The following is a 20,210-nucleotide window of genomic DNA, read 5'->3' as shown; positions in this document are numbered from 1 at the left end:
AACCGGCCCCTAGAATCAATTTCTAGGGGCCGGTTTTGGTTTACTCAATTAGAATTATCTTTTTGGCTCGCACTATCCGATAGTGCCCAGAATAAAATTGGCTGACAGATATGCTTCCAGCCAATTTTATTGGGTCAATATCATTTAGTGTGTTCTCCGATGAATCGTCCACGCGTTTTAGCGTTAACTCCACCGCAGACAGGTAGGAGCGTTGTTCCCAACTGCTCTTTACATAAAATGAATCAGGCGTACTGGGCCAGGAAACGTTTAGCAACGCAAATTCGAGTGCACCTGTACTGATATGTCGGGCTTTGTGTTCACCGATCGAACGAACATTTTGACCGAACGAGAGAGTATCGTTGAAAGTGCACGGAATAAAATAGTCGAAACTATTGTCATTTCGGGCTTTATCCATCACTAAAAGCCCGGTTTCATGCAGATAAGCAGGCTTCTGCTGGCAGGCTGATACAGAGAGGCAGCCAAGTAAAAACCCAAGCACGTGTTTCGTTGCCATCATAATGCAAAACGCCCCAGCCGAATCGTTCGGCTGGGGCGCTTAAGTTACTGGTTGCCGCTGAAGAAACGGCGTTAGGCCTTCTTCAGGAATTCGGTTTTGAGCACCATCGTGCTGCCACCGGCGCGGCCTTCAACTTCGGCGGCGCTGTTGGTGAGGCGGATGTTCTTGACCACCGTGCCGCGCTTGAGCGTGAGCGAGGAGCCTTTCACTTTCAGGTCCTTGATGAGCGTCACCGAATCGCCTTCCGCGAGCAGGTTGCCGTTGCTGTCTTTTACGTCCATGGGAAGGGCGGCTATTGGTGTGAAAAATAGAACGTCATGCTGAGCTTGTCGAAGCATCTCTACCGTAGTGCTAACTAATCGACACTACAACGAAGCGGTAGAGATGCTTCGACAAGCGGACGCCAGATCAAGCATGACGGTCGGGCAGGTGTATTCAACTATACGTTAAAGCGGAAGTGCATGATGTCGCCGTCCTGCACCACGTACTCCTTGCCTTCCACGGCCATTTTGCCGGCTTCCTTGATCTTTACCTCGGTTTTGTACTCCTGGTAGTCAGCCAGCTTGATGACCTCGGCCCGGATGAAGCCCTTCTCGAAGTCGGAGTGGATGACGCCAGCTGCTGCGGGGGCTTTGTCGCCGCGATGCACGGTCCAGGCGCGTACTTCCTGCACGCCGGCTGTAAAGTAGGTAATCAGGTTGAGCAAGGTGTAGGAAGCGCGGATCAGGCGGTTCAAGCCCGACTCGGTGAGGCCGTACTCGCCCAGAAACATCTCCTTTTCCTCGGGATCTTCCATCTCGGCAATCTGCGACTCGATGGCGGCCGATACCAGCACTACCTCGGCGCCTTCCTGCGTTACGTGGGCCTGCAAAGCGGCCGTGTGGGCGTTGCCGCTGATGGCGCTGGCCTCGTCCACGTTGGCCACGTAAATCACGGGCTTGATGGTGAGCAGCTGCAGATCGGCCACGGCCTCCAGCTCATCGGCCGAAACCGTGAGGGCGCGGGCGTTCTGGCCGGCTTCCAAAGCATCCTTGAAGCGCTGCAGCGCGGCCACTTCCTTCTTGGCCACGGCGTCGCCGTTCTTGGCCGAGCGCTCCGACTTGGCCAGCTTCTTATCGATGCTTTCCAGGTCTTTGATCTGCAGCTCGGTGTCGATAACGTCCTTGTCGAACACGGGGTCAACGCCGCCGGCTACGTGCACGATGTTGGGGTCGTCGAAGCAGCGGATAACGTGGATGATGGCGTCTACCTCGCGGATGTTGGCCAGGAACTTGTTGCCCAGTCCTTCTCCCTTGCTGGCACCTTTCACGAGGCCGGCAATGTCCACGAACTCAATGATGGTAGGCAGCACGCGCTTGGGATTCACCAGCTTTTCCAGAATCTGCAGCCGCTCATCGGGCACGGTAATCACGCCCACGTTCGGCTCGATGGTGCAGAACGGATAGTTGGCCGATTCGGCCTTGGCGTTGGAAAGGGCGTTGAAAAGCGTGGATTTGCCGACGTTCGGCAGGCCGACGATACCGCAGCGGAGACCCATATAAGAGGTGATTGAGTGACTGAGTGAGTAAGAAAATCCGGTCATATGGCCGGATTCGTGGCGCAAAGGTACGGGGCTTTTTCGGGGAAAGCACGGCTGTGCGGCGTCTGCGGCAAGTAGTGGGCCCGCCACTGAACCCAACCCGGCCCGGCCGCTGTTAGGCGGTCATGTGTGAACACCACAAACCCGCTCATAAGCTGCAGCGCCTGGGTTTCTACCTGGCCGCAGGCGTGCTGCTCCTGGTCAGCCAGTATTATTCGCTCTGATTTTATTTAATGCACAACGGCGTGCCTGGCCAAAGCCGGGCACGCCGTTGTGCATTAAATCGGGTCAGGGAAAGGGGAGAGAGTATGCTGTGTTTCGGTAGGCTGGCGGCTTAGAAGTTGTCGTCGGCGCGGTTAGGGTTGAATTCGCGGTCTTCATAGGCGGGGCGGGGGCGGTCAAGCTCGGCCACTTCTTCGGCGGTCAGCAGCTCTTCGCGCACGTATTCCACGGCGTCCTGCAGGGCATCCACGAACTTCAGAAAGTCCTCCTTATAAAGGAAGATCTTGTGCTTCTCGTAGGAGAAGGTGTCATCGTCGCGGAGCTTGCGCTTGCTTTCCGTGATGGTCAGGTAATAGTCCTGTCCACGCGTGGCTTTCACGTCGAAAAAGTACGTGCGCTTGCCTGCTTTGATGCGCTGGGAGTAAATCTCTTCTTGGTCGTGACGTTCTTCCACGGTGCCTTCTGTAAATTTTTGTTATTCCAAGATGGTTGAATTTCAGGCCAAAGTACAACTACTGCGTCGGATATAAAAATTTCCAGGCAGCCATATTTTGCTAAACCCTTGACTGTCTACCAGAATGCGGATTTTTGTGCTGGCCGGCCCTGATTGAGGTGGTAGCCTGCTTTTGACGGGTACAAATCAAAAGCAGGATTATATTAGATTAATACTATGGCCGGGCCACCTTGTCCGGTAATTTGTTTCTTTGGGAAAGCAAGCCGGATCCGTTGCGTTCCGGCAGGCATTGCCTCCTCCGTATTTGCATGGCCCAACCCCTTGACCTCGCGGCAGTCCGCTCGTTTGAAAACCTGGAATTTCTGGCCCGTCAGCTGGTCGAAGGCTTCATTACGGGCCTGCACCAATCGCCGTACCACGGCTTTTCGGTGGAGTTTTCCGAGCACCGCCTCTATAACCCTGGCGAAAGCACCCGCCATCTCGACTGGAAGATCTTCGCCCGCACCGACAAGCTGTTTGTGAAGCGCTACGAAGAGGAAACCAACCTGCGCTGCCACCTGCTGCTCGACGTGAGTGCCAGCATGTATTATCCGGCGCCCGGCCACGACAAGCTGCGGTTTGCGGTGCTGTGCGCGGCGGCCCTCACCACGCTGCTGCAGAAGCAGCGCGACGCCGTGGGGCTGGTCACGTTCAGCGACAAAGTGGAGCTGCAGACGCCGGTGCGCTCCACCAGCACCCACCGCCACACGCTGCTGCTGGCCCTGCAGCAGCAGCTGGAGCGGCCACCGGCGGCGGCCAGTGCCACCGCCACCACCGATGTGGCCGGCGTCATTCATACCATCGCCCAGCAAATCCCGAAACGCTCGTTGGTGGTGTTGTTCTCCGACATGCTGGGCCGGGCACCCGAGGAGCAGACCGCCACGCTGGCCGCCCTGCAGCACCTGCGCCACCAGCACCACGAGGTGCTGCTGTTCCACGTGATGGACCGCGCCACCGAGGCCAACTTCGACTTCCAGGACCGGCCCTACCTGTTCGAGGACATCGAAACTGGCGAAACGCTGAAGCTGCAGCCAGCTCAGGTGCGCGAGCAGTACCGCGCGGCCATGCGGGCCTACGAGCACGAGTTGGCCCTGCGCTGCGGGCAGTACAAGATTGACTTTGTGCCGGTGGACATCCGCGAGCCGTTCGACAAGGTGCTCTACGCCTACATGGTGAAGCGCGGGAAAGTGCGCTAAGCTACCTTTACGGCATGGATGAACTTGCACTGGTCATTGGGCTGTTTCTGGTGGCGTCGTTTTCGGCGCTGGTAACGGCTTACATTGCCCACATGTACGGCCGGCCGCTCAAGCGTTGGCTATTGATTGGCTTCTGCCTGCCACTGCTGGGCATATTTATAGCTATAGCGGCTAGCCTGCGCGAGGCCCGCCGCCGCGAAGACCTGTAACGCGGAAGCTCCCGCTTCCGCGTACGAGCGAAGCGAGTAGCTGGCGTTGGCGCAAGTGGCGCGGTGCCGGATACTCGCTTCGCTCGTTTGCAGAAGCGGGAGCTTCGCGTTACGCAGGCGGGTTGTCCAGTGACTGCCAGAGGTATTTGCAGGCCAGGCTGCGGTAGGGTCGCCAGGGCTCGGCTATTTCTGTCATGCGCTTGAGCAGGGCCCGGCCGGTTTCTTCCAGCCCGTAGTGACGGCGCATGGCGTTCTGCACGCCAAGGTCGCCTTCGGCAAACACGTCGGGCTGGTCCAAAGCAAACATCTGCAGCATCTGGGCTGTCCAGCGGCCGACGCCTTTGATCTGGGTGAGGTGGCGGGTGAAGTCGTCATCGGATAGCTGGCTGAGGTGGGCGTGGTCGAGCTGGTCGCGCAGGGCGAAGTCGGCAATGGCTTTCAGGTAGCCCGCTTTCTGGCGCGAGATGCCGGCCGTGCGCAAATCTTCCTCGGTCATTTCTGCTATGGCCAGCGGCTCGGGGTAGCCATCGGGCGGAAACAGGGCCTGTACCTTGCGCCAGATGGCCGCCGCCGCCTTCGTGGAAATCTGCTGGCTCACGATGGCCCGCAGCAGCGCCAGGTACAGGTCTTCGTGCGGCGACGGCGCAATCGGGCGGCCCTGCCGGATGAGGCCGGCCAGCACGGGGTCGGCCTGCAACAGGTGTTGCACGGCGGCGTCAGGGGTAGAAGCGGGGGTAGACATGGGCAGAAAGGGAGAAGAAGGTAGCTGCGTCGGCTAGGGAGTGGGCAGGTCGGAAGGGTGGGTCGGTACGGCTATTTCGGCCAGCAGCTCGCCCTTGGCTGTGAGGCGCACACCCGTCAGGCACTGCCCGAAAACGGCCCCGGTATCTACGTTGAGCACGTTGGTGATGGGGTCGAAGGTGGGCTGGCCGGTGGTGGGCGTGTGCCCGATTACCTGGCGCCGGCCCACGGGGCGCAGCGGCCCCCGCCGCCAGAGCACCCCATCGAAGTTGGCTTCATCGAGCGGATCAGGCGTATCGGCAAAGCCGGCGTGGCTGATCAGCAGGTGGTCGTTTTGCCAGTACAGAGGGCGCTGGCTCAGCCACGCCAAATGGGGCGCCAGCAGCGCCGGGCGCGCCCGATACTGGGCCACGGTGCTGCGGCCGCCCCACTCCAGCCAGGGCGCGTGCGGCCCGTGCGGCCCGAAGTGCTGCAGCATCCCGGCCTCGTGGTTGCCTTTCAGGAACACCGTCTGGCCCGGGTGGCGCACTTCCAGCGAAATAGCCAGCGCCACGCACTCCGGGCTAAACCGGCCCCGGTCTACTAGGTCGCCAACCTGCACCAGCCGCTCGGTGGCTGGCTGCCAGTGGCCCAGCAGCTCCTCGAACGTAGCCCGGCAGCCGTGCACATCTCCGATAACAAATACATTCGATTCCGTCATAATCGCATAAAAATGCCCTGTTGCCAGAAAGGTCTCGGCAATGGGGCGGAGCGCGGCAAATGCCGGCCTCACCCCATTGCCGAGACCTTTCTACAGGATTCTACGCAGCCAGCTGCTGCAGGGCCGCCCCAATGCGCGCCACCATGGCATCATCGATATCGAGGTGCGTAACGAAGCGAATAAACTGCGGGCCGAACGACGAAGCCCGGATGCCCTGCGCTTCCAGCCGGGCCAGAAACGACTCGGCGGGCATGCTTTCGTGCAGGCGGAAGATGACGAGGTTGGTTTCCACGGGCAGCACTTCGGCCACGTAGGGCTGGGTTTGCAGCGTGTCGCGCAGCTGCCGGGCGCGGCGGTGGTCGTCCTGAAGGCGGTCTACGTTATGCTCCAGGGCGTAGAGGCCGGCGGCGGCCAGGTAGCCGGCCTGCCGCATGCCGCCGCCCATCACCTTCCGGATGCGCTTGGTTTTCTGGATGAACGCCTGGCTGCCCAGCAGCACTGAGCCCACCGGCGCGCCCAGCCCCTTGCTCAAACACACCGAAATGGTATCGAACAGGCGGCCGTACTCGCGGGCGTCCTGGCCGGTGGCCACCAGCGCGTTGAAGATGCGCGCCCCGTCGAGGTGCAGCGGAATCTGGTGGCGTTGGGCCACGTCGGCAATGGCGGCCAGCTCTGGCAGATGGTAGCAGCTACCGCCGCCGCGGTTGTGGGTGTTTTCGAGGCTGATGAGGCTGGTGGTGGGGTAGTGTACGTTCTGGGGCCGGATGGCGGCTTCCACCTGCGCGGCCGTCAGGCGGCCCCGCTCGCCGGGCAGCAGTGCCACCGAGGCGCCCGAGTGAAAGGCAATGCCGCCCACTTCCCACAGGTAAATGTGTGAGGTCTGCTCGCAGATTACTTCGCTCAGCGGCTCGGTGTGGGCCTTGATGGCAATCTGGTTGGTCATGGTGCCGGAGGGGCAGAACAGGCCGGCCTCCAGCCCAAAGCGGGCCGCAGCTTCCTGCTCCAGGGCCCGCACGGTGGGGTCTTCCTCATACACGTCGTCGCCGACGCGAGCCTGGAACATAGCCTCCAGCATGGCAGGGGTGGGGCGCGTTACGGTGTCGGAACGCAGGTCGATTACAGAAGCAGACATGGAATAGATAGGGTAAAAAGGGGAAAGACTTCCCGGTTTCAAATTTAGTCGTTACTTTTGCCCCTCGTTTACAGAAAGACCTTAACCGACCCGGAAAAAATGAGCACTACCCGTCTGAAGCGGAAGCACCGCAAAAACATTGCCCGCGCCAACAACAAGCAGCGCGTAATTAAGCAGCTCCTGCTGACTCCCGTTCTGAAGAACGTGGACATCGAAGAGCTGAAAGCCCGCTTCAACAAGAGCGAAGCTACGACGGCGGCGTAACTAACGCCCGTCTGGCACACCCGCCCTCGGCGTCGGTGGGTTCTGGTCAGCATCTCCAAAGCGTCTTCCCTGCAAAGGGAAGACGCTTTCTTTTTATGTAGCATAGTCTTCAGCCTGTGCCGAACAGCAGCCAAAATCCGGCACAGGCTGAAGCCTATGCTACTTCGGCCCCAACTCTACCACCTGCAGCTGCTGCACCTTGCCTTCGGCTACTTCAAACAGCAGCAGAGTGCGCACTTTGTGGAAGCCGTGGCGGCCGGCGGCGCCGGGGTTGAGGTGGAGCAGCTGCAGCCGCGGGTCGGGCATGACCTTCAGGATGTGGGAGTGGCCGCTGATGAACAGCCCCGGCCGGTGCTCCTGCAGCAGGGGGCGGGCGGCCGGGCTGTAGTGGCCGGGGTAGCCCCCGATGTGCGTCATCAGCACGCGCAGGCCTTCCAACTCGAAGTGCTGCACCAGCGGCTGCATGAGGCGCACGTCGCGGCCGTCGATGTTGCCGTACACGCCCCGTAGCGGGGCCAGCGCCGCCAGCTCGTCGGCTACGGCTGAGGTGCCGAAGTCGCCGGCGTGCCAGATTTCGTCGCAGCCCTGCAGGTGGTGCAGAATCCGCTCGTCGAGGTGGCTGTGGGTGTCGGAGAGCAGGCCGATTTTTTTCATGCGCCGAAGATACAAGCGCCGCCGCGGCTCCGAAACCGGACGTCGGCCCGGCGGCGCGCCGAAATTACGGAGCCTAATCCGGGGTAGCCGGCAACACAACCGGGCGCTTCTCGTATCTTGCCCGTCCTGCGGCGGGTTTCCGTTTGCCAGGATTTATGCTGTGCTTTGCGGCCAGCCTAGCCCGGATTCCCCATTGTTGCCTCTCCTGATTGCCCCGCGATGAACGTCTTCATCAACGATATACCGCTGATCATCAAAAAGAACAGCGAGAAAGTGTACAAGCACAAGTACGACCTCATTCTGAACCCGGAAGACGAGTTTATCTCGAAAGACCTGGTGGGCGACGTGCTGGTGCGCGACGTCACGGACGTGTTTGTGGATCGGCTGCTGCGGCTGATGGAAGTGAAGAAGCTCAAAAAGCTGAAGTCGCTGACCATGCTGGCCCGTAAGAAAAAGCGCCTAATCCTGCACCTGAAAGACCAGTTCCGTATTGTGAAAGCCGCCGGTGGCCTCGTGGTGAAGGATGGCAAGGTGCTCATGATCTACCGCCTCGGGAAATGGGATTTGCCCAAGGGCAAGCTCAAAAAGGAGGAAGACCCAGCCTTGGGCGCCCTGCGCGAGGTGGAGGAGGAGTGCAACATCAAGGTGGGCCTCGGCGACGTGCTGCCCAGCACCTGGCACTCCTACGCCTATAACGGCAACAAGATTCTCAAGAAAACCGACTGGTACGTCATGAGCTGCCTCGACGACTCGTTGATGAAGCCTCAAGCGGAGGAATATATCGAGGAAGTGCGCTGGATGACGCCACAGGAAGCCTTGAGAGTCCTCGACGAGTCGTATGCCAGCATTGCGCTGGTGATGCGCCACTACTTGAGCGAAACCACCGGCTCAATGCCTGTCTCGGAATCCTCCGCTAAATAACTGCCACTCCAAGCTCCATTTTCATGCGTTTTGCGTCCCGCTCGTTACCCGTATTGTTGCTGCTGGGCAGCCTGGCTGCCTGCACCGGCACGCAGTCGGCCTCCGAGACCGGTACGCCCGTTACGGGCCGCGCTGAGGCCGTGCCCGCCAATAGCCTGAACATGCCGTTGCTGGTAGGCCGCAACATCGACCAGCTGCGCCGCAGCCTGGGCACGCCGCGCGAAACCAAAGACCAGAAAATCGGGCTGGAACCGACGGCGGAGCAGATGAAGTCCACGAAAGGCCAGGACTGGATCAACACGTTTGAGAAAGACGGTACCACCATCGTGGCCACCTTCAACGCCCGCACCCGCAAGGTCAACGACATCGTGGTGCTGGGTAGCGACGAAGACGAGCTCATGCGCCGCGCCAACCTCAGCCTCACCGACCCCGCCTACACCGTGCAGCCTGTTACGGACCCGCGCAACCCTGGCAGCACCATCGGCGTGCGGGTGGTGAAGAAGAATTAAAAATTGAGCATTAAGAATTAAAAATGAGCCGTTCAACGATTCCACCAGGGATGTTGAACGGCTCATTTTTAATTCTTAATTGGTTCAGCCGTCGGCAAGGCAAAGGGCACGAAGTCGTCGACGTTGCCGCCGAAGCGGTGGATTTCGCGGATGATGGTGCTGCTGATGGCGGCCAGGGACGGCGAGGTAATCAGGAACACCGTTTCCAGATCGGGGTTGACGTGGCGGTTGGCCTGGGCGATGGTGTTTTCGTACTCGAAATCGGTGGTGTTGCGCAGGCCGCGCAGCAGGTAGCGGGCCCCGGTTTCGCGGGCGTAGTCGGCCGTGAGGCCTTTGTAGGATTGCACCGATACGCGCGGCTCGTCGTGGAACACTTCGGCAATCATCTCCATCATCTGCTCGACGGGCAGGTAGCGGCTCTTGCTGCTGTTGTTGCCGATGGCAATGATAATCTGGTCGAACAGCGAGATGCCGCGCCGCACCACATCGAGGTGGCCATTGGTGAACGGGTCGAAGGAGCCGGGAAACAGGGCAATGCGCATGGGAGAGAGTAGCTGAGTAAGGGAGTAACTGAGTAGGTATTGGGAGTATGGAGCAACCCTTTCACTCAATTGCTCCCTTACTCAGCTACTCTACTCACACAGGTGCAGACTGTAGAGCTCGAAGAAGCGGTATTCGAACAGCTCGTTGAGGCGGTAGCTGTAGCCGAGGTCGAAGGGGCGGTTGCCGAACTTGATGTGGCGGATGTACTTGCGCAGGACGGTGAACAGCTCGGAATCGTGCATCAGGTCGCCCCACACCATCACGGGGTCCTGGTCGGGGTTGAGCTGAAACTCCTGCATCACCAGAATGGTGTAGTAGATCAGGTCTTCGGGCGAGCTGAAGGCAAACACGTTGCAGAACTCCGGCCGCTTGTCGCGGATGACGACGACGGTAAGCTCCAGGTGGCTGATGCTAAGGTAGAGGCGGCGCGGGGTGGCCGCGTCGCTTTGGTGCATGAGGCCTTCGAGCAGGGCACTGGTTTGGTGCAGCAGCGTACCGCCCGGGTAGTTGCCCCGGAACCACTCAAGCAGCGCTTTTTCGGCCGCAAAAATGCTGACCAGCTCCCGGCCGGGGTGGGCGTAGGCCTGCACGGTTTCGTGCTGCGGGTCTACGGTGTGGTGCAGGCGCAGGTAGGCGGCCTCGTCGCCGGACCGGAACAGGGGAGCGGGCAGCAGCGTGAAGTGGCGGTTCTGCACGGCCAGGCGCACGTGGTTCCAGCCGGCCCGGCCCAGCAGGTCGTGGTGGGCGGCCAGGGCCTGCAGCTGCCCGCTGAGCGAGGTGGCAGCCTGCGGCGCGTACTCTTCCAGCACCACAAACTTGTTGCGGCGCACTTCCGTGATGCCCAGGCGCAGCCCGGCCGCGCCGGCCGTGAGGTAGAGGTTGTACGCCGCCAGGTTGTCCGGGGTCAGGGTTTCATCGCGCAGGCGGTGGAGCACCGTGGGCGCAGGCAAAGACGACGGAGCAGGCACAGCAGGCGAAGCAGGAAAAGCGAAAGACACAGCAGCAGGAGTGGAGGCGGAAGCGGCAAAGGTACAAAAGCCGGCCAGCGCGGCCAGCCGGGGGTTGCGGGCTACCGCTGGAAGCGGATCTGCGGGATGAACACGTCGTCGGGGCTGATGATCTGGCGCAGCATGGGGTGCACCTGGGCCGCGGGCAGCACCACCAGCTCGCGCGGCGCCACGAAGGCTACCTGCGTGAGCAGCTGCTCGCCGGCGGCGTGCTCGGGGTCGGAGCCGAGGCGGGGCACGGCGGCCGGGTCGTCGGGCGTCACCTCAAAAAACAGCTCAATGGCCTGCAGGTCGTCGGCCTTGTATTCGTGCAGATGCAGAAATCGGCCTACGGTTACGTCGAGGCCGGTTTCTTCCCGAAACTCGCGCCGCAGACATTCCTGGATGGTTTCGCCAAACTGCCAGCCGCCGCCCGGCGGCGACCAGAACGGGGCTTCACCGGGCAGCAGGCCACGGTGGGCCGTGAGCAGGAGCGTGTCGTGGTGCACTAGGAGGCCGCAGACCCGCACCCGCACCTGGCCGGTGTAGGCGCTCAGCAGGTCGCGGGCGGAAAGAGATTCAGTAGCCATGCAAAAGTGTGATAGGTAGATAGAGTAGGAACAGGAAGCCCGGCCCGCAACGGCGCAACGGCGCCGCCTCAGGACAAGCCATTGGCCGCCGGGCGACGAGCGGCCCGCCGCTGCCGCCAGCGCCGCAGCCGGGTGGCAATATACAGCACCACGCCCAGCATGAGGGCGGCAGCTACCACGGGCAGCAGCAGCGCCAGCGCCGAGCCCAGGATGGCCAGCGTGTTTTCGGCGGTGGCCAGCACGGGGTTGCCGAGGCCGGCCGTGGCCGCCGTGGAGCCGGCCCGCAGCAGCGCCGTGCCCGTCTGGACCATGCTGGCCGTGCCGCCGCCCACCAGCACACCCAGGCCCCAGCGCAGTACCGGGTCGAGGTCGGGCAGGGCGGCCGTCATGAGCACGGTGCCGGCAATAAACGAGGCGGGCGTGGTGATAGTATCCAGCACGTTATCGACCACCGGAAAATAGTAACCCAGGATTTCGGCCACCGTGGCTGTGCCTAGCACGCCCAGCGCGGCCCACGAGCCCAGCCACGCAAACCCCGCCGACGGCGCCAGCACACCGGTCCGGTAAGCCAGGCTGGCGGCCAGCAGTGGCACAAACACCCGAAAGCCGCTGCACGCCGCCAGGGCCAGCCCCAGGGCCCCGCTCAATAAATACTCCTGTGGTTGCATAGTCGTTTGGCGTGGTTTGGTTTTCGATGGTCGGCGGAAGTCCGCAATCAATATCGAAAAACAAACGCCGAAAAACGAAAATCAAACCACCAACAACGCCCGCCAACTACCGACCTTTGTAGCAATGAACCCGACCACGCCAACCACCCCCGCCGCCGACGACTCGCTCGAAATCCGGATCCGCCGCAAGCTCACGCGCCAGCACTTCATGCACCTTATCGGCGCCGACCTCACCCGCATCGAGCCGGGCCGCATCGAAGCCGAAGTGACGCTGCAGCAGCAGCACCAGCAGCACACTGGCTTCGCGCACGGTGGCCTCGTGGCCACCATGGCCGACCTGGTGGCCGGTTTTGCGGCCGTTACGCTCGTGCCCGACGGCACCGGCGTGGTGACGGTGGAGCTGAAAACCAGCTACCTGCACCCCGGCATCGGGCAGAAGCTGCGCGCCGTGGGCTGGGTGCTGAAGGCCGGCCGCCGCCTGCACTTCTGCGAGTCGGAGGTATGGTGCGACGACAAGCTGATTGCCAAGGCCACGGCCACGATGGCCGTGGTGGAGCCGCAGGGGTAGAAACTGCCGTGCCGGTGCCGGAATCCGCCGAATTCTCCCCACATTATTTGCCGCCAGACAACATATATTGCCCTGGTTGCGGGCTACTGTATGAAATGGATTATTGCCATAGGGCTGTTGCTGCTCGGGTTTCCGTTGCGGGCGCAGCCGGGGTACTGGAATGCTGATGCTGACTCGCTGCAGCAGGTGCTGGCCGGGAAGCGCGCCGACACGGCCCGCGTCCGGACGCTGGCGCACATACTGCACGTGACGGAACTGACCGAGCCCAGCCACCGCCAGCAGGCCGCCGGCCTGGTGGCGGAGCTGCTGCGCCTGAATGCCCGCACCCATCAGCTGCCCCAGGAGGCGCCGTACCGGCAGCTGCAGGCCGGCCTGCAGCACTGGCTGCAGCAGCGGCCCGGCCCCGCGCTGGTCGCTTTGCAGCAGGCCATCGAGCTGTTCGACCAAAGCGGGCAGCCCGTGCCGCTGCTGCTGATTGATTTGGCGCCCGTCTACAACGAGCTGCACGAGTCGGAGGGCCGCATGAGTTACTTTCAGCGCAAGCTGCGGCAGTATAAGGTGGCCGGCGGCTCCCCGGAAAATGAGGCCGCGTGCCATCTGGTGCTGGGCGGCTCTTACCGGCATCGCGGCAACTTCAACCAAGCCATTAGCCATTACCTGCGTGCGGCCGACCTGTTCCGGCACTTCCACCGCCGCCTCTACAGCAACGAGCTGATGGTGGCCGGCAACACCTACGCCGAGTGGGGCAACCCGCGCAAAGCCCTGCAGTATCTGCAGCTGGCGTCGCGCCGCAACGACCAGGCCCGCATTGGCGGCCTGCAGCAGTTTTACTCAGAGCGCGCCATTGCCAAGCTGTATTTGCAGCAGGGCAATACCGCGGCGGCGGCCCGCTACGTGGCCAAAGCCACCCACACCGCCCGCCACGCCCAGCTGAACGCCGCCCAGTATACGGCCTATGCACTGCTGCTGCAAAGTGAGCTGCTGCTGGCCCGGCAGCAGGCGGCGGCGGCAGGGCCGCTGCTCACGCGGGCCCAGCAGCTTGCCGATTCGCTCCAGATGCAGATTACCGGCCGGCCCGGTGAGTTTTCTCTGGATGCCACCTGGGCCCGCTACCACACTGCCCGCCAACACTACCCGGCGGCGGCGGCTCGTTGGCGGCAGGCCTACGCGCGGGCTACGGCCTCCAACCTGCAGATGCTGCGCCCCCAGTACCTGCGGGAGCTGATCCGCTTTGAGGCCGCGCACGGCACGCCCGCCGCCGCGCGGCACTACAGCCTGGCCTACCTGGCCCTGCAGGATACCCTCAACACTGCCCAGGGCGTTGACTTGCTGGCCCAGTACGAGGCCGAACGGGTGGAGCAGGCCCAGAACGAGGAAATCACCAACCTGCGCCACGAGAAAGAGGTGCAGGCGCTGCGGCTGCACCAGCGCAGCCAGCTGCTGGCCGTGGCCGTGGCCGCCCTCGTGCTGATTTCGGTTCTGGGGGTGGGGCTGTATCGGCAGCTGCGCCTCAACCGGCGCACTCTGGCTCAGTTGCGCCAAACCCAAAGCCAGCTGGTAGCCGCCGAGAAGTGGGCGTTTGTGGGGGAGCTGTCGGCGGGGATTGCCCACGAGCTGCAGAACCCACTCAGCTTTATGAAGCGGTTTGCGGAGGTGAGCACCTCCTTGGTCGACAACATGGGCCAGCAGGCCGATGCGCCGGGCCTGGAGCAGGAAATCCGGAGTGGGCTCCGGCAGAATCTGCAGGAAATCAGCCAGCACGGGCTGCGGGCTTCGGGCATTATCCGTGACATGCTGGAGCACGCCCGCAGCGGCAACGGCCAGCGCCTGCCCACCGACCTCAACGCCCTGGTGCTGGAGTATCTGGAACTGGCCCGCCAAAGCCAGGCGCCCGGGGGCCAGACCTCGAACATACAGGTCGAAACCGCGCTGGCCCCCAATCTGCCTCTTGTCTCCGCCATGCCTCCTGATCTGGGCCGCGTGCTGCTAAACCTGTTCACCAATGCCTTTTACGCGGTGCTGCAGCGCCAGCAAGCCGGCGAAACCGGCTACAGCCCGCGTGTGCACATCAGCAGCATGCAGCACAACGGCTCCGTGCAGGTGCGCGTGCGCGACAACGGCCCTGGCATCCCGGAGGAAATTCGCGGCGAGGTGTTCAAGCCCTTCTTCACTACCAAGCCCTTGGGTGAAGGCACCGGCCTGGGCCTTTCCCTGTCCTACGACATCGTGCAGAGCCACGGCGGTACGCTGCGGGTGGGGCCGGCGGCCGGGCAGGGCACCGAGTTTATCGTGACGCTACCCGTGGGCTGAGCTGCCGGTTGGGCGGGGTTTTCCAATGCCGAAACCGGTGCGGCAGGGACCTGAAACGGGTGTAGCTTTGTTGCCCGAATACACCCTGCCCATGCCCTCCGTAAGAACCCCTTCCGTCCGCGACTATTTTCCCTACGAACCCACACATTACCGATTGGCAACGCTGCGGGTAGTGTTATCAGGGTACTAAATATCGCGCTAAGCAACAGAGAGAAAAATTGGTGTCTTAAGTCTCGGCAACAATGGCCGCGACTGAGCCACATTACAATATGGCTGAGCAGGAAAAAAAGAAGTTTTACGTTGCTTGGTACCGGCTCGACGGGCAGGACCGCTATTTTCTATGGTGGACCAGCGACGTGACTGACGCTGCCTGGACGGCTAATGATGGGCGGATACCGGTATTTGAAACTGAAAGTAACGCTAGGATATTTGCTCAGCAGCAAGAAATTTCATTGGAAGAGGAGGGCCCAGCACCTCAAAATCTTGATGTGACTAAACGGTGGTTGAAGGACACCCGAAAACCTATCGATTGTGAGGCGTGTCTAGTGGCGTGGAATTTTTTTGTAGATGCCGCAGAAGGCACTGGCCGGCGGTTTGCCGGACAGCGCGGCAGTAAAAGAAAAGCTTGGCGAGGAAGAATATACGACAAGCTCTTTTTCGGTACTAGCACGGGGATGCTGTTGGCCCCGCCCGGCACGTCAGCTTACCATCCGACTTGGAATAAAGACGAGCGAAAATTTATAGCTAAAGTGCTGACGCAAGGGATGAATATCTTTTGCCACCATGTTTATCAAGTTACCTGAAGATTTTCCATTCTGACCCCTCATGCTCTCCGTAAGAACCCCTTCCGTCCGCGACTATTTCCCCTACGAACCCACGCAGGACCAGGCCAAGCTGTTTCAGAAGCTGGATGTGTTTCTGAAGGACGAGCTGCCGGGCCGCAAGGCGTTTGTATTGCGCGGCTACGCCGGTACCGGCAAAACCACCGTGGTGAGTGCCCTGGTACAATGGCTGCACAAGCTGGGCCGCAAATACGTGCTGATGGCCCCCACCGGCCGCGCCGCCAAGGTGATGAGCGGCTATGCGGGCGTGCCGGCCAGCACCATCCACAAGAAAATCTACCGCCAGACCAGCGGCACGCCCAGCCAAAGCCTGTCGTTCCAGCGGCAGCCCAACCGCGCCCAGGACACGCTGTTCATCGTGGATGAAGCCTCCATGATTTCCGACGAGAAGTCGTTCGGCGAAACCGGCCTGCTCGACGACCTGCTCAACTACGTATTCGAGAAGCCCTCCAACCGCCTGCTGCTCATCGGCGACACGGCCCAGCTGCCGCCCGTAGGCCAGCTGCTCAGCCCCGCCCTCGACCCCGACCTGCTGCGCCACCGCTTCCGCGCCACCGTGGACGGGGTGGAGCTGCGCCAGGTGATGCGCCAGGCCGAGCAGTCGGGGATTCTGATGAACGCCACCGTGCTGCGGGAAGAGCTGCGCGAGGAAAAGCCCAACATCCAGTTCCATACCCGCGGCTACCCCGACCTGTTTCAGATGGGCGGCGACAAGCTGGAAGACGGCCTGCGCTGGGCCTACAAGAACTTCGGGCACGAAAACACCACCATCATCTGCCGCTCCAACAAGAACGCCAACCAGTACAACCAGATGATCCGGCGGGTGCTGTTTGAGGCCGAGGATGAAATTGAGAGCGGCGACTACCTGATGGTGGTGCGCAACAACTACTACTGGCTGCCCAAAGACTCGGAAATGGGCTTCCTGGCCAACGGCGACTTCGTGCAGGTGGTGAAAATCATCCGCCTCACCGAGGAGTTCGGCTTCCGCTTCGCCGATGCCCGCGTGCGGCTCGTGGACTACCCCGACGAGCCGGATATGGAAATTAAGCTGCTGCTCGACACGCTGCACACCGAAAGCCCCGCCCTGCCCGCCGACCGGAGCAAGGAGCTCTACGAGGCAGTGGGCAAGGACTACGACCACCTCACCACCAAGAAGGACAAGACCGCCGCGCTGCGCAAAGACCCGTTTCTGAACGCGCTGCAGGTGAAGTTTGCCTACGCCCTCACCTGCCATAAGGCGCAGGGCGGCCAGTGGCAGGCCGTGTTCGTCGACCACGGCTTTCTGAAAGAGGATATGGTGAACTCGGAGTTTGCGCGCTGGCTCTACACGGCCGTCACGCGTGCTTCGGAAAAATTATTCCTGCTCAATTTCAACCCTAAGCTCCTGGGTGACAAGATCGAAGAGTAAGTAAGGGCGGCGGCGAACGGAATAAGGGAGAGAAAAGTTCAGTAATTAGGATTTTTGTGGCACGATGTTGGTAATGTGACATTCAGGCTTCGCGAGCTGCTATTTCTCTCTCCTTCCTTTCCACTCTGCTGTTATGAAAAAGCTGCTACTCTTCCTGCTCCTGTTGGCAATAGCGCCGCTGGCCACGCAGGCCCAGACCCGCGAAATCTATACCAACAATAATTTCAAAATGCTGGCCCAGAGCCACAAGACGCTGGCCATTCTGCCCTTCGTGGTGAAGCTGCAGCTGCGGCCGCAGGAAGTGGCCAAAAACGGCGGCCCCGAGGGCGTGGCCCGGCTGGAGCAGCGCGAAGGCCTGGACGTGCAGCAGGCGCTACACTCATATTTCCTGAAGCAGAAATCGTCCAATGACCTGACCGTTGACGTGCAGGACCCCACCCGCACCAATGCCCTGCTGGCCCAAAGCGGCCTCTCGCCCGAGCAACTGGCTACCCAGACGCCGGAGCAGCTGGCGCTGTTGCTGGGCGTCGATGGTATCATTTCCGGCACGTTTGCCAGCACCCAGCCCATGTCCAACGGCGCGGCTATTGCCCTGAGCCTGGCAGTAGGTATGAGCGGCCCCACCAACACGGGCAAGCTGCTCATCAACATCCACGACGGCAAATCGGGCGAGCTGCTGTGGAAGTACGACAAGAGCCTCACGCGCGGCTTCGGCAGCGACACCAATACCATCGTGACGACCATCATGCGCAAGGCGTCGCGCCAGTTTCCGTACTCCAGGGAGTTCAAGGGATAAGCATTAACAGGTTACCTATTGATAAATAATTACTTGCAAATCGGCTATCGTAAACCCGTTGCCAGTCTTACGTGCGCTATCGGTATGATTACTTCCTGCAACAGGACGAGCTTTTGCTCGTCCTGTTGTTGTTTTAGGCGGGGCCGGCGGAACGTGCGGGCCGGGCGCTGTGTCTGTCTTCATGCAGGCTTCACCCGGAAAGTAGAAAACTGGCACTCAACTTGCCCCGCCCGTCAAAACGTGTATTTTTGTTTCCATCAACACCCTAACGAAGTAGCAATCATGAAAAAAGCACTTGTACTGGCACTGTCGCTGGCTTGCGCTGGCTTTGCCGCCCAGGCCCAATCGGCTTCCGTGAAGCCCGCCAATGCGCAGACCAAAGTAGCTGGCCCGCAAATTCAGTTCGAAGAAATGAAGTACGACTTCGGCAGCGCCAAGCAAGGTGAGGTGGTGAAGCACGTTTTCAAATTTAAGAACGTCGGCACCCAGCCGCTGGTGATTTCCAACATCGGCGTAAGCTGCGGCTGCACCACGCCGGAGTGGACCAAGGAGCCCGTGATGCCCGGTAAGAGCGGCACCATCACCGCCAACTTCAACACGGCCGGCAAGATGGGTATCCAGAACAAGGTGCTGACCATCGAGTCGAACTCGGCCAACGGCAACGCCATGGTGTCGGTGGTAGGCGAGGTGAAGGAAGCCACCGCCATGACCAGCGAGAAAGTGGAATCGGCCGATCTGAGCGACAAGGCCAAGATGAAATCCGACGATAACAAGCTGAAAGTGAAAGCCAAGAAGTCGTAAGGCTTTCCGGCAGTACCAGCCACAGAAAAGGCGGCCCGCATCGTGCGGGCCGCCTTTTCTATGTGGTTTCAGCATTGGGCTGCTAGGCCTGCCGGGCGGCCAGCAGCAGCGCAATCCAGCCCGCAATCAGCAGCAGGCCCCCGATGGGGGCCACGGCGCCCAGCTTGGTGATGCCCGTGAAGCACAGCAGATAAAGCGAGCCGCTGAACACGATGACGCCGCTGGTCCAGAGCCAGGCGGCGGTGCCCAGCAGCCGCAGCTCTGGGCGGGCGTGCAGCAGCACACCCACGGCCAGCAACGCTAGCGTGTGGTAAAACTGGTAGCGCACGGCGGTTTCAAACGTGTCGAAGCGGCCGGACGCCTCCAGCATGGCCCGCAGGCCGTGCGCCCCGAACGCGCCGATGGCAACGCCCAGTGCGCCCAGCAGGGCCGCGATTTGCAGAATGAGTTTGGCAGTCATCTAAGGGAATATGGAATGGTTAATTCGTTGAACGTCATGCTGAGCTTGACGAAGCATCTTGCGTGCTGATGTCGAGTTGCTAATCTGTGGTCAGCACGCGAGATGCTTCGGCAAGCTCAGCATGACCGTAACCCATCAGGCGAAGACGAGCTACTGGTAGCTCCGGGCGCCAAAAATAGCGCTGCCCACCCGAATGAGCGTGCTGCCTTCTTCGATGGCCAGGCGGTAGTCGGAACTCATGCCCATGGAAATCTCGCGAAACTCGTCGTCGGAGGCAAAGTAGCGGGCTTTGAGCTGCTCGAAGTAGCCGCGCAGCAACTGGAATTCCTGGCGCAGCTGGGCTTCATCGGGCGTGTTGGTGGCAATGGCCATCACGCCGGTCAGGCGTACGTGGTGCAGCGCCCGGAAGTCCTCCGACTGCAGGATTTCCTCGGCTTCGGGCAGGGTGAGGCCGGTTTTGGTGTCTTCGGCGGCAATATGGAACTGGAGCAGCCCCCGGATAACGCGGTTGTGCTTGGCGGCCTGCTTCTCCATTTCCAGCAGCAGCTTCAGGCTATCCACGCTCTGAATGGTGTGCACGAATGGGGCAATGTATTTCACCTTATTGGTCTGCAGGTGCCCGATGAGGTGCCACTCGATGTCGGCGGGTAGCTCGGGCTGCTTGGCGGCCATTTCCTGCACCTTGTTTTCGCCGAACAGGCGGGCGCCGGCGTCGTAGGCCTGCTGCAGCTTTTCTACGGGGTGAGTTTTCGTGACCGTGACGAGGCGGCAGTTGGTGCCGGCCAGCTGCTGCTGAAAGAAGTGGAGGTTTTCCTGAATCACAGAGTAGGGGAGGTTTAGGGGGCGGGTTGAGTTTATCCTGGATAATCAGTAGAACAGTGTAGAGACGCAATATTTTGCGTCTCGTCGTTGCTGATGTTGTTTGACCACAACCTCGCGTCAGTCGTTCAACAACAAGACGCAAAATATTGCGTCTCTACCGCGTTTATTGCTAACTCAAACAGCTGCGAATATTGCGGAGTGCGTGGCGAGTTTTTTCATAAACCCGGCCAGAGCAGAATCATCTATGAGGGTAGAAGAAAATTCCAGCAAAAGCCGCCA

At 61.0% G+C, this 20,210-nt stretch carries 25 protein-coding genes; 11 read left to right on the top strand and 14 right to left on the bottom strand.

Translation table 11 applies throughout. The features are described from left to right. Window positions 1-40: 40 nt before the first annotated feature. From O3303_RS08780 to O3303_RS08765, 4 genes are all read right to left on the bottom strand, one after another. On the bottom strand, window positions 41-517 hold the full coding sequence (locus O3303_RS08780) for a hypothetical protein (protein WP_269561685.1): 477 nt from the start codon (window positions 515-517) through the stop codon (window positions 41-43). Window positions 518-588: 71 nt separating this feature from the next. Further along, complete coding sequence (locus O3303_RS08775) at window positions 589-798, bottom strand: zinc ribbon domain-containing protein YjdM (protein ID WP_269561684.1); 210 nt, start codon at window positions 796-798, stop codon at window positions 589-591. Between the two features lie 158 nt (window positions 799-956). After that, window positions 957-2,054, bottom strand: coding sequence for a redox-regulated ATPase YchF (ychF, locus tag O3303_RS08770; RefSeq protein ID WP_269561683.1), 1,098 nt, complete (start codon window positions 2,052-2,054; stop codon window positions 957-959). Window positions 2,055-2,430: 376 nt separating this feature from the next. After that, entirely contained in the window at window positions 2,431-2,772 is a 342-nt protein-coding gene (locus O3303_RS08765; RefSeq protein ID WP_269561682.1) for a DUF3276 family protein, read from the bottom strand. A gap of 308 nt (window positions 2,773-3,080) precedes the next feature. On the opposite strand from O3303_RS08765, the gene O3303_RS08760 reads away from it, so the two are divergent. Beyond that, on the top strand, window positions 3,081-4,007 hold the full coding sequence (locus O3303_RS08760) for a DUF58 domain-containing protein (RefSeq protein WP_269561681.1): 927 nt from the start codon (window positions 3,081-3,083) through the stop codon (window positions 4,005-4,007). 14 nt (window positions 4,008-4,021) lie between these two features. After that, window positions 4,022-4,216: a hypothetical protein gene (locus tag O3303_RS08755; protein ID WP_269561680.1), complete on the top strand. Its 195-nt coding sequence runs from the start codon at window positions 4,022-4,024 to the stop codon at window positions 4,214-4,216. Between the two features lie 109 nt (window positions 4,217-4,325). Here the strand turns inward: O3303_RS08755 and O3303_RS08750 are convergent, their stop codons facing one another. The 3 genes from O3303_RS08750 to O3303_RS08740 all read right to left on the bottom strand — a co-directional run bounded on the left by O3303_RS08750 (window position 4,326) and on the right by O3303_RS08740 (window position 6,789). Then, window positions 4,326-4,958 (bottom strand): DNA-3-methyladenine glycosylase family protein, encoded by a 633-nt coding sequence (locus O3303_RS08750; RefSeq protein WP_269561679.1) that lies wholly within the window; start codon window positions 4,956-4,958, stop codon window positions 4,326-4,328. 33 nt (window positions 4,959-4,991) lie between these two features. Next, window positions 4,992-5,657 (bottom strand): metallophosphoesterase, encoded by a 666-nt coding sequence (locus O3303_RS08745; protein WP_269561678.1) that lies wholly within the window; start codon window positions 5,655-5,657, stop codon window positions 4,992-4,994. Window positions 5,658-5,757: 100 nt separating this feature from the next. After that, a complete protein-coding gene (locus tag O3303_RS08740) occupies window positions 5,758-6,789 on the bottom strand; it encodes a threonine aldolase family protein (protein ID WP_269561677.1) in 1,032 nt (343 codons plus the stop codon). A 99-nt stretch (window positions 6,790-6,888) separates the two neighbouring features. On the opposite strand from O3303_RS08740, the gene O3303_RS08735 reads away from it, so the two are divergent. After that, entirely contained in the window at window positions 6,889-7,053 is a 165-nt protein-coding gene (locus tag O3303_RS08735; protein ID WP_197062863.1) for a hypothetical protein, read from the top strand. A 159-nt stretch (window positions 7,054-7,212) separates the two neighbouring features. Here the strand turns inward: O3303_RS08735 and O3303_RS08730 are convergent, their stop codons facing one another. Continuing rightward, window positions 7,213-7,707: a metallophosphoesterase family protein gene (locus tag O3303_RS08730; RefSeq protein ID WP_269561676.1), complete on the bottom strand. Its 495-nt coding sequence runs from the start codon at window positions 7,705-7,707 to the stop codon at window positions 7,213-7,215. Between the two features lie 219 nt (window positions 7,708-7,926). Between O3303_RS08730 and O3303_RS08725 the strand changes: the two genes are divergently transcribed. Then, window positions 7,927-8,628, top strand: a complete 702-nt coding sequence (locus tag O3303_RS08725; RefSeq protein WP_269561675.1) for an NUDIX hydrolase — start codon at window positions 7,927-7,929, stop codon at window positions 8,626-8,628. Window positions 8,629-8,651: 23 nt separating this feature from the next. Continuing rightward, window positions 8,652-9,137 carry a hypothetical protein gene (locus O3303_RS08720; protein ID WP_269561674.1) on the top strand — a complete coding sequence of 162 codons (486 nt, stop codon included), beginning with the start codon at window positions 8,652-8,654 and terminating at the stop codon, window positions 9,135-9,137. 68 nt (window positions 9,138-9,205) lie between these two features. Here O3303_RS08720 and coaD read toward each other — a convergent pair whose 3' ends face one another. The 4 genes from coaD to O3303_RS08700 form a co-directional block, all read right to left on the bottom strand. Beyond that, the gene (coaD, locus tag O3303_RS08715; RefSeq protein ID WP_269561673.1) at window positions 9,206-9,679 is read right to left on the bottom strand and encodes a pantetheine-phosphate adenylyltransferase; all 474 of its coding nucleotides are present in this window, start codon (window positions 9,677-9,679) and stop codon (window positions 9,206-9,208) included. 90 nt (window positions 9,680-9,769) lie between these two features. Further along, window positions 9,770-10,678, bottom strand: coding sequence for a DUF3822 family protein (locus O3303_RS08710; protein WP_269561672.1), 909 nt, complete (start codon window positions 10,676-10,678; stop codon window positions 9,770-9,772). A 71-nt stretch (window positions 10,679-10,749) separates the two neighbouring features. Beyond that, window positions 10,750-11,256 carry an NUDIX domain-containing protein gene (locus O3303_RS08705; RefSeq protein WP_269561671.1) on the bottom strand — a complete coding sequence of 169 codons (507 nt, stop codon included), beginning with the start codon at window positions 11,254-11,256 and terminating at the stop codon, window positions 10,750-10,752. A 68-nt stretch (window positions 11,257-11,324) separates the two neighbouring features. Then, window positions 11,325-11,924 carry a DUF4126 domain-containing protein gene (locus O3303_RS08700; RefSeq protein WP_269561670.1) on the bottom strand — a complete coding sequence of 200 codons (600 nt, stop codon included), beginning with the start codon at window positions 11,922-11,924 and terminating at the stop codon, window positions 11,325-11,327. A gap of 124 nt (window positions 11,925-12,048) precedes the next feature. On the opposite strand from O3303_RS08700, the gene O3303_RS08695 reads away from it, so the two are divergent. From O3303_RS08695 to O3303_RS08670, 6 genes are all read left to right on the top strand, one after another. Beyond that, entirely contained in the window at window positions 12,049-12,492 is a 444-nt protein-coding gene (locus O3303_RS08695) for a PaaI family thioesterase (protein ID WP_269561669.1), read from the top strand. A 90-nt stretch (window positions 12,493-12,582) separates the two neighbouring features. Continuing rightward, a complete protein-coding gene (locus O3303_RS08690; protein ID WP_269561668.1) occupies window positions 12,583-14,802 on the top strand; it encodes an ATP-binding protein in 2,220 nt (739 codons plus the stop codon). Between the two features lie 269 nt (window positions 14,803-15,071). Next, window positions 15,072-15,605 carry a hypothetical protein gene (locus O3303_RS08685; RefSeq protein WP_269561667.1) on the top strand — a complete coding sequence of 178 codons (534 nt, stop codon included), beginning with the start codon at window positions 15,072-15,074 and terminating at the stop codon, window positions 15,603-15,605. Between the two features lie 22 nt (window positions 15,606-15,627). Continuing rightward, window positions 15,628-17,052 (top strand): ATP-dependent DNA helicase, encoded by a 1,425-nt coding sequence (locus O3303_RS08680; RefSeq protein ID WP_269561666.1) that lies wholly within the window; start codon window positions 15,628-15,630, stop codon window positions 17,050-17,052. 133 nt (window positions 17,053-17,185) lie between these two features. Then, a complete protein-coding gene (locus O3303_RS08675; RefSeq protein ID WP_269561665.1) occupies window positions 17,186-17,848 on the top strand; it encodes a DUF4136 domain-containing protein in 663 nt (220 codons plus the stop codon). 282 nt (window positions 17,849-18,130) lie between these two features. Beyond that, window positions 18,131-18,649, top strand: coding sequence for a DUF1573 domain-containing protein (locus tag O3303_RS08670; protein WP_269561664.1), 519 nt, complete (start codon window positions 18,131-18,133; stop codon window positions 18,647-18,649). A gap of 82 nt (window positions 18,650-18,731) precedes the next feature. On the opposite strand, the gene O3303_RS08665 is transcribed toward O3303_RS08670, so the two are convergent. Both O3303_RS08665 and O3303_RS08660 read right to left on the bottom strand, forming a co-directional pair. Further along, entirely contained in the window at window positions 18,732-19,109 is a 378-nt protein-coding gene (locus O3303_RS08665) for a DUF423 domain-containing protein (RefSeq protein WP_269561663.1), read from the bottom strand. A 150-nt stretch (window positions 19,110-19,259) separates the two neighbouring features. Continuing rightward, window positions 19,260-19,931 carry a YggS family pyridoxal phosphate-dependent enzyme gene (locus O3303_RS08660; RefSeq protein ID WP_269561662.1) on the bottom strand — a complete coding sequence of 224 codons (672 nt, stop codon included), beginning with the start codon at window positions 19,929-19,931 and terminating at the stop codon, window positions 19,260-19,262. Between the last annotated feature and the right edge of the window lie 279 nt (window positions 19,932-20,210).

The organism is Hymenobacter canadensis (assembly GCF_027359925.1).
In the GTDB taxonomy this organism is placed as follows: domain Bacteria; phylum Bacteroidota; class Bacteroidia; order Cytophagales; family Hymenobacteraceae; genus Hymenobacter; species Hymenobacter canadensis.
Note: the sequence above shows the minus strand (reverse complement) of the source record. Positions and strands in the feature narration are given on the sequence as shown.